The following is a 9,935-nucleotide window of genomic DNA, read 5'->3' on the forward strand; positions in this document are numbered from 1 at the left end:
ACCACTACAACGACAACAACTACTACCACTGCTCCTCAAAAGCCGTTGATAGGCGATCTTAACCATGACGGAAGCGTTAATGTGGCAGATCTTGTTTACTGTCAGGGTTACCTGCTCGGAAAAATCACGCCCGAGTATCCCTGTGATGCAAACAGCGATGGTACATCCGACGTTTTCGATGTTATATTTATGAGAAAACTTCTTATATAGCCATTGAACTTACCTTTATACCTTTCAGAACGGCGACAGCTCCGGATAATACCGGAGCTGCGTCGTTATTTTTATTAAGTCGATATCATTTCGTGTAGTTATAACAGCAATGCCGTACACTGTTGCCAATATTATATAAGTGGATGCCGTTTGAACTCCCTACTTGTCTCAAAAGAGTCATATTCCTCCTTTGATATTGCAACGCACTCCTCCGCAAGCTTATCAACTTTATCTGATTTACGATAAATAACTGGAAATTTTGCTACCTCTCCTGACTGAAAGTTCAGTGTAGGATTGAGCTGTCCGAAAATATAAGCAAATACCTTTGAGTTGAGCAATGCGCAGAGGTAGTTTTTCTTTTCTCCCATATCAAATATGCAGCAGCCACCGTTATCAAATATATATCCGTTCCCGAACTGCCGTATACTGAATTTTCCGCTCGTTACTGTTGACCATGTCAGTCCCGGCTTTGTAAAGAACTGATAATTCGCTATGACCGCTGTTGGAATCTTCCTAATTTCCTCCGCATCGTCATACCAGTCTATCAAATAATCGTTAAAACCGTACCATTTACGGTATCCGCCACCTTTATTATACGGGAACCATCGCCTTTTCATGGTATCAACCCTGTCTATCCCGGTAGAACCAAGGTTCATTTTGTTCCTGTCGACCTCATACCACAATCTCAGGAAGCGATCGTTATCAGAGGTAGAATTCCCCTTTCTCGGTGCAGCAATGCTGCCGAGTGTGGGATACTGACTATATACTCTTCTAACGTCTTTGCTTACCCAGTATGCCGCAGGAGCGTTTGGTAGTTCAGTAAATCCGTCGGAAGCTGTTTCAAATAAATATCCGCATTCTTGAGAAGAAACAGCTTCAACAAATTTATCGCGCTGAACGTCGAGTCCGCCTCTGAAATCAGTCAGCCTGAAATACAATCCTTTTACGTCGGTGCGACAGTTCCGTAGAGTAAAAGCGCATATTGGTACTGTCGCGTCCTCGAAAGCCGAATACTCAAAATGTATAAGCGTTTCAAGTGTTTTTTCACTAAACACCATACGCCTGAGCTTTTCATAGCTCTGTATAAACATCCAGACACAAGGGGTCAGGAATCCAAGGTATCCGTCAATCTCTGCAAGTTCTGTACAACGTACGATAAATGCCGAAAACAGGTCAGTGTGATAGTCTGTGTATTCTGACTTGATAAAACTGAGGAGCTCTTTGTTCATGTTACTGCACGACATATAAGGCGGATTTGTAACCACAGTACTATATTTTCTTGTCAGCAGCCTGAACACTGCCGATGCCTTTGCATATTTTTCCTCGGGCTGAATAACCGGTCTGATAAGGCTTCCAAAAAGCTCTGCTCCTCTGAACTGCTCATTATCTCTGCCTATATCCTCCATATCATATATCTGAGGCTCAATACTTTCAGAGAATACTCTATCTGAATACTGCGCCGCTTTTATAAGCACCGCCAGACGCGCTATTCTTACTGCCTTGCTATCGATATCAAGACCGAAGATATTGTTTTTGAGCACTGCTCCCACAGCTTCGGTATCACTATATCCATGGGCTCTGTATAACTCCATGAATATATCAAAGGCGTAAACAAGTATATTTCCACTGCCTACGCAAGGATCAAGAAGGGTTATGCTCTCTGGAGCTTCTTTACCGTATGATATGCTCCTCGGTACATAGTACCCCATAGATGAGGTATCGTAACCACAGCGTGAAGCTAATATCCGCCCAAGAGTATTTTCGATCATGTACCTGACGATCCAGTCGGGAGTAAATATCTGCGTTGCCGCAGCTATATGCTCGCTGTCCACTTTGGAATTATTTTTAAGTCCTCGCAGTACGTTATCCTTCTTCTCACTGTTGTAATACTGATACAGCTGACCGATTAGTTGTACATTATCCTTCCATTCCTCCGGCGATATCCCTGAGAGAGTCTCCCTGACCTCTTCTGCAGCTGAAAGTACAGTCTGCTCCGTAATGTCTGTAAATACAAATTGGATAAGGCTCGGTATCTCTCTTATATCGCTTATGGTTAATATCTCGTTTTCCGTTATATATTTTGAAGCCGCTCCCAGAAGAAAGGCTTCAAAGGAAAGCTCCTCTGAGGCTTCACCGACAAAGCGTTCTGACAGCATTTTTCTTACAGAAAGAGCTATATTTCTGACAGACGACTTTTTGATCCTTATCACACCCCTGCATTATAGTAAATGATGTACTCTATCATATATTATCATTATACCATAAGATGACAATTCTTTCAAGCAAGCATACTGGTTTCCATCTATCATATTTTAATTTAATATTTTTAGTTAAAAACTACATATTAATACTATATTCATTGACATTAATCATCTATTATGTTAGAATAATTATGAAATGGATTTGTAACAATTCCTTTTCAAGGGGGGATATGAATATGAAAGCTGTACTGAGATCGCTTGGTTTTGAAAAGCACAGCAATTATGTACGCGACTATTTTGACAATACAAATATGAAATCCAGCATTTATATGTCAGTAGTTGTCATAGTACTAGAAATATGGATGATAATAAGGCTTACACTTACTATCATCAGAGAGAACCTGCAAAGCAATCTGAAGCATTTCTTTGAAAAGTATTATTCCAACTACGGTATATTGCTTTTCATGGCCTGCGTCATGCTTTTCTGCGCAGTACGCTATCTAAAGGGCAAATCCAAAAGGCGTTCTGTAATTCTGATAACCAAATGGGTATTCATGATAACCTGTATTTACTTCGGAATAAAGGTTTCACTCAACGATTACGCCAAGGGTGAGCAGTTCCTTACTTTCCTCACTATGGAGCTCTTCGCACTTTGTCTTCTGACATGGAGACCTTTCACTGCGTTTATAATATCCGGCAGTTCATTCCTTTACTTCTATTCCTGTATAGATAAGATGGTTGCGATAAATACAGGTGAGGTAGGAGCCACTGTTGCTACAAAGATCAATTTCTTTTCAATGTGGCTTTCTACAATGATGATATGTATAGCCAGCTATAATCGTATCCGCGCTCAGGCTCTGAAGGATGAGAACCTACAGGAAATCAACACATATCTTTCAAAGCTCTCTGTAGAAGACGAGCTGACCGGTATACATAATATGTTTTATTTCAGGAATGAGGCAGAAAAGCTCCTGAATTACATCACTACCGACAAGGAAAACATTGTATTTCTCTTCTTTGATATAGAAAACTTCAAGTCATATAACGAAAAATATGGATTTCATGCCGGAAACGAGTTGCTCATAAAGATTGCTCACATGATAGATGACGCCTTTAAAAGCTCCCTTGTATCACGTTTTTCCGACGATCATTTTGTAGTTCTTACAAGCTATGACAGAGTGCAAAAAATTATCGGCCAGCTTTCCGGAGAAATAAAGAAGCTTCAAAAGGAAGTCTGCCTTGAGCTTAAATGCGGCGCATACAGACCGCACGGTGAAGAGACCGATGTTAGTCAAGCATGTGACCGTGCTCGCTTTGCATGCAACAGTATCAAAAAGCATTACGATCGCACTTGGCGGCTTTATGACAAATCCCTTGAGGACAAATTCCATCTGAAACAATACATAGTAAACAATATCGATACAGCTATTGCCAACGGCTACATAAAGGTTTACTATCAGCCTATAGTGCTCACTGGAAACGCAAATATATGCGGTCTGGAAGCTCTTGCAAGATGGCAGGATCCGAATTACGGACTACTCTCACCTGCCTCCTTCATAGAAATACTTGAAGAATACCGTCAGATATATAAGCTCGATATGTACATTATCGAATCGGTTTGCAAGGATTATCGCGATTCAATCGATAATCACAAGCCATTTGCCCCTGTGTCCCTCAATTTCTCACGCCTTGACTTTGAACTCTGCGATATAGTAGGATATCTTTGCGCAACAGTTGAAAAGTACAATGTCCCCAAGGATTTCATAGAAGTCGAGATAACCGAAAGTGCACTAACAGATCAGCATGAGTTTCTACCAAATGCAATAAAGAAACTCAATGAATTCGGCTATAAGGTATGGCTCGACGATTTCGGAAGCGGTTACTCCTCGTTGAACGTCCTTAAGGATTTCCATTTCGACGTACTGAAGATCGACATGAAATTCCTTACAGGCTTCAACAACAATGAAAAGACCCGTCCTATCCTTGAAAATATCGTAAATCTTACTAAGATGCTCAAAATGCTCTCTCTTACGGAAGGCGTTGAAACTAAAGAGCAATTCGATTTTCTTGGTTCTATTGGCTGTGAACGTGCACAGGGCTATCTTTTCAGCAAGCCTGTCCCCATTGAAATTCTAAGAGAAAAGATTGAAAAAGGCGAGCTGAAAATGTCAGACAAATACAAAAGCTAAATAATTCAGCGGTGCAACACATAAGCTGCACCGCTTTTTTCATTTTATTTTGCAGTTCAAAGCGAACTGTTCAAACAAAACCGGAAGTTTTTCTATCAGTTTTCTCTTTTTAGAAGGAGACGTGATCTCTAAACAGCATTCAAGCGCAGTACCGTCGTTCAGTTCACGAAAATATGCTATGCGAAACCGATATTTGGAGCTGATACAAAATCTTTCCGTTTTTCTTACGAATAAACAGAGAGATACGTCTATCATTCATATATTCCTGTAATTTAGGTATCATATTTCCCCCTTTTTTAACTAGTCAGTAAGTGTCAAAATATCATCCTACAATAACTGTAGCCGTGATGTTTTTATTCATTTTTGCAAGCTCTGCTTCATCGCTGAGATTTATAACAGGGTCTCCGTTTCCGTCAAAAGCTACACGTTTTATACGTGTATGCCTGCACGGGTCATAAAGCGGATCCTTGTTATAGGTGCCGCAGTTTCCCGACGAATGTGAATCAGGACGCGCGTGGTATACGATAAGAAGATTTCCCATCTCATCCCGGACAAAGCTGTTATGTCCCGGACCTGCGCAGCCCTTTACGTCTGCTGTTGAAAGTACAGGACTGCTTAGCTTCCTCCAGCTCTTTATATCCATAAGGTCTGCATTTAAATCCGCTTCCAGTCTTCCAACACAGTACTCCGAGCCTGTACCCGAAGCCGAGAAGAAAATATACACCTTATTGCCGGTTTTCAAAACAGACGCACCTTCGTTAACACGGTTATTCACTAACTCCCAGTCGTATTCCGGCTTTGTAAGGAGTATTGGCTTCGAGATTAGTTTCCATGGCTGTGAAGGGTCTATCTCCGCCATAAAAAGCGATGAATCGCCTTTGATCTCAGCCCAAACCACATAATGCTTACCGTTGTTCTCAAAGTAGGTCATATCAAGTGAAAAATTGGCAAAAGATGAACTGTCGCCGCTGCTTGCCTGCATCTGTCCGCACTCGGTCCAACTTCCTGTATAAGGGTCGCCGCTGCATTTTAGCACATAAGGGCGTATCGCCCATATATCGTCACTTGCTCCAGCTGCAAAGAACATATACCACGAGCCGCCTATGTAATGCATTTCCGGAGCCCATATATGCTTTGATAGTATTCCGCTGGAATGAGCCTTCCAAATCGTCTTTTCCTCTGCGGAGGCAATTCCCTTTACTGTAGTGCTGCGCCTGAGTATTATACGGTCATATCCCTTATCCACGCTTCCGTAGGCAGGATAAGAAGCAGTAAAATAATAATATCCGTCACCGCCATCAACTATGTACGGGTCAGCTCTTTCTTTTATGAACGGGTCTGAGTACAGCTCCGAGCTTGAACTAACCGTTCCTCTTATCGTATATGTTCCTGCATTTGAAGTATTTATACCTGCAAGATCGGAACTGTTCCAGTCAACGTTCATTTCGCACACTCCGCCGCCTGTATACTCTGCTATTACAGTCTTTGGCATTTCAGCACTGCCTCCGACTGTAACATTCACTACTGGTGCCCTCATTCTTGTATTTACAGGTGTCAGTCCCTCAGAAGGATAAGCATTTATCAGAGCTGTGTACTGATCACCATTTATCGGTATTACATAACCGTGACGAGGAGTGAAGTTAAAGCTGTAATTACTTTGGCTGACCGTTGTAAAGTTCACAAGGTCTTTCGTCTCCTGCATTACATAGTAACCATCGCCGTAGGCGTCAGACATCATCAGCCACTTATCCTGATCTATAAGCTTGTATATATTCGGTCCCTCAACTCCGAGGCTTCCTTCCGAGACCTGCTTTATCTCGCTATACGGTCCGCTCGCGTGATCTGCTGTAGCAAGATATATCCTCTTGTTGGTCTCGTTCTTGTAGTACATATAATACTTTCCTCCTACATTGATTATATCCGAATCTATAGCGTCATTGCCGTTAGCTGGAGCAAAAAGAAGCTTCGGCTCAGTATCAAGACGTTTCATGTCTTTACTGTAGGCATAATACATTATTGTCCTGTCATCACGACCTGGAACCCTCGCCGCAAAATATATCATATACTCGTCTTTTTCGGGATCGTATATAGCCTGCGGAGCCCATGCACGGTCTGCCCCCTGCATAATGGAGTACTTATTTGCTATCTCTATACTCGTCTCGTCGAACCAGTGCACCAAATCGGTAGATTTAGCACTCAGGAGATTTCTGTTGCTGTTCCAGCCAAGGGACGACTTCATATCCGTAGCCAGCATATAGTACAGACCGTCTTCTCCTTTGAATATATACGGGTCTCTCAGACACTCAGTGCCTACACTGGACTGCCATACAGCTCTGCCACCATTGAGAGCCTTGAAGTTATAGCCGTCAGTGCTTACAGCATAAGAAAGACGTTCCTGCTCCGGAGAGTTTCCAAGGAAGTATGCAAAGAGATACGCAACATCCGGCTTTTTAGTTGATATCGTGCTATATGTCTCTATATTAACTTCTTTTCCTGCAAGGAATCCTGTCAGCAAAACAAGATCTGATGAATTTACAGTTCCGTCGCCATTCATATCCGCAACAGCAGTCATAGTCCCGTCAAAGCTGCTTATTACACCTCTTTGCATTATTATACGGTCAAAGCTATCAACTGAGCCGTCAAAGTTAAGGTCGCCGCGGATAAACCTGTAGTCACCGTCGGCAGGGCGGATATAGAACTTCTGTCCTTCGCCTGCCCAGTAGTCCCACTGATCTATATTGGCACCGTTCTCGTAACTTATGTCATATACGTCAAGAGCCGCGTTGCCAGAGCATTCCCCTGTTATATAGTATGCGTCGTCAGTACGGTGGAGAATGAAATGCTGAGAAGCCGTATCCCTGTACTCAGAGAGATAAATATTGTTTCCGTTAGTGGAATCTCCATTCTCAACGGTAAGTGCCATTCGTCTGTCAGCCGCAGAAAGTATACAGCATTTCCCGTTCCCTGCATTCTCAATATGCCATATCTGTGTACTGTCGCCTTTTCTCTCCCACTGCTGCACATTTCCGTCGCTTGCAGCAGTTATGTACTTGCCGCTGAGCCGTACCATGATTGTGTAATCAGCTCCGCTTATGACCTCGCCGTATTCGTCTGAAAAATCAGCATTAACAACCGCTCGCACAGTAACAGGGCAGGAGCTAAATACCAATGCAGCCGCAGTAGCTGCTGCAAGGATACTTTTCATTCTGTTCATTCTCAAAACCTCTTTTCAGTATAAAATAATGTGTTAATAAATTAATTACGATTCACACAACTCTAAAACAATTCTATCTTATTTTCTCCTAAAAATCAATAGTTTTTTGTGCTTTTTTATTTATCATAGTATAAAAAAGCTCCGGAAAATCCGGAGCTTTTAGTACAATTATTTACTTTATGAGGCCGATACCCCAGATAGTAAAGCTTCCGCTTCCTGAGATAGAAACATCAAGCTCTCCTTCCGTATCCTGATAGTAGCCAAGCTCTGCGTCAGGACCGCCCCATGTGTACTGCTTGTTGCCGTTGACCTTGGTGGTCTTGCCGTTTACAGTAACATTTATGCTGCCCATACCATTGCTGTTAGCCTTGAATACGATGATAAGTCCCTTACCAGTAGTCTTGAATGTCATAGGACTTCCGCCGTTGAGCGTGTAGGAATAAGGAAGCGAATTATATCCGCTGCCCGCTGACCAAGAACCTGCATTGAAGTTGTTCAGATCCTTAGGATTAACGTTTACACAGCTTGCATACTCTGCGCCATAGACATACTTTGTAGGCTGAGTATAGCCTGTCGACTGGTTCTCAGTCTTTAATGCCTGACGAACGTAGTATGCCATACAGTCAGCAACGAGTTTTCCGCCATTCTGATGAGGATGATAATCATCGGTAAAGTAATCGCTTGTCTGGAGGAATCTGCTGTTGAATGCCTTTGTAAGAGCGTCATCCATACTAATAACTGGAATATCAAAGTTCTTGCCGATAGGATACATCTGTGACTGGCTGGAGAATCCGTCTCTTGCACGCATTATGAGTACCATAACAGCTGGCTCATTGGGAAGATCAAGGAACTTCTTTATACAGCTCTCAAAGGACTTCTTGTACATTATGTCCTCATGGTCGTTAACAGAGAACTCAAGGATAATGATATCAGGATTCTGCGATACGATATCCTTCTCACTGCGGACAAGTCCTACAACTGAGGAAGTACCTGACATACCAGCATTAACTTCCTTGAAGCTTCCCTTAGCAAAGGTCTGCTTAAGGTAGTTAGAGAAAGGTGATGAATAGTTTTTGCCCTCTGTAATTGAACCGCCAAGGTAAGCAACAGTGAGAGACTCTCCATTTTCAGCAGCAGCAAGTTTCTGGGTAAGCCTATAGGTATTACCCATGTGCTTTATCGAGCTATTATAGAAGTCGATATACTGTGCAGAAGCATCTTCCTTATAGCTATCCCACTTGGATGTATCATACTCAGGCGTCGGAGGAAGCTCAGGCTCGGGCCACTCGGTGATCTTCTTAATGATATATGACTGGATTAGAACAAGATCAGTTGCCTCAAATGCACCATTCTGATCAACATCTGCAGCCTTTAACGCTGAACCCTTGAGGTCTCCTGCGATAATAGCCTTTCTTGCAGCGATCATATCGAGAGAGTCAATAACTCCATCGAAGTTTACATCGCCAAGTAAAGCCTTCTTTGGAGGTTCTGCTCCCTTGATCTCGGTTCCAGCTGTTGCTCCTATAACATCGTCGACATAAAAATCTATATAACTTGAATCATTCTCGTCTGTCTCAACGTAAAGAACAACATTTGAAGCTCCCGCCGGAATCTCATATTTTGTATTTGCAAGCTGGAGCCATTCACCCTTTGTAGCTGTACCTGAAGCTATATGGTCGTATTTCGTTGTAGAACCGTCCGAATACTGGAGAGAGAGCTGGAAAGTCTGCTCTGACGGTCCACTTTCGTACATTACATTAGCGCTGAAGCTGTACTGTGTTCCTGCCTTGAAGGTGCTTGAAGAAAGAGACTTTGCAGCACCGTTCCAGTTGTTGTTTCTACCGCTTACGCTAAGTGAGGAGGAACCGCTTAATGCGGCTGCCGATGAAGATTCAACAGTCTCTGAGGCTCTTCCGGACCAGCTGTTTGCCGAGCCCTCAAAACCGTCATTAAAGTAGTAGCCGTTTTCGTCAGGCTCTACAGCTGTTGTAGTATCATCATCAACAATATCCTCTTGATTTTCTCCGTTATCCTCAAAGTTTTCATAAACCTTAACACTCTTTACATTGGCAGAGCCGTTGGATCTGTAGCCCTCGATATTTAAAGATACCTCATAGAGAG

The 9,935-nt window shown here is 42.6% G+C and carries 5 protein-coding genes; 2 read left to right on the forward strand and 3 right to left on the reverse strand.

The window, feature by feature from the left end; genetic code table 11:
• A partial coding sequence (locus J6U00_RS00155) for a dockerin type I repeat-containing protein (protein WP_296577376.1) occupies positions 1-210 on the forward strand: 210 nt, incomplete at its 5' end.
• Positions 211-341: 131 nt separating this feature from the next.
• On the opposite strand, the gene J6U00_RS00160 is transcribed toward J6U00_RS00155, so the two are convergent.
• The gene (locus J6U00_RS00160) at positions 342-2,420 is read right to left on the reverse strand and encodes an N-6 DNA methylase (protein WP_296577379.1); all 2,079 of its coding nucleotides are present in this window, start codon (positions 2,418-2,420) and stop codon (positions 342-344) included.
• A 227-nt stretch (positions 2,421-2,647) separates the two neighbouring features.
• On the opposite strand from J6U00_RS00160, the gene J6U00_RS00165 reads away from it, so the two are divergent.
• Positions 2,648-4,600 carry a GGDEF domain-containing phosphodiesterase gene (locus J6U00_RS00165; RefSeq protein ID WP_296577381.1) on the forward strand — a complete coding sequence of 651 codons (1,953 nt, stop codon included), beginning with the start codon at positions 2,648-2,650 and terminating at the stop codon, positions 4,598-4,600.
• A gap of 322 nt (positions 4,601-4,922) precedes the next feature.
• Here J6U00_RS00165 and J6U00_RS00170 read toward each other — a convergent pair whose 3' ends face one another.
• Both J6U00_RS00170 and J6U00_RS00175 read right to left on the reverse strand, forming a co-directional pair.
• The gene (locus tag J6U00_RS00170) at positions 4,923-7,814 is read right to left on the reverse strand and encodes a family 43 glycosylhydrolase (protein ID WP_296577383.1); all 2,892 of its coding nucleotides are present in this window, start codon (positions 7,812-7,814) and stop codon (positions 4,923-4,925) included.
• Between the two features lie 172 nt (positions 7,815-7,986).
• Positions 7,987-9,935, reverse strand: a 1,949-nt coding sequence (locus J6U00_RS00175) for a carbohydrate binding domain-containing protein (protein ID WP_296577385.1), incomplete at its 5' end; no start/stop codon positions are given.

The sequence above is a fragment of the Ruminococcus sp. genome (genome assembly GCF_017650195.1).
Taxonomy (GTDB): domain Bacteria; phylum Bacillota; class Clostridia; order Oscillospirales; family Ruminococcaceae; genus Ruminococcus.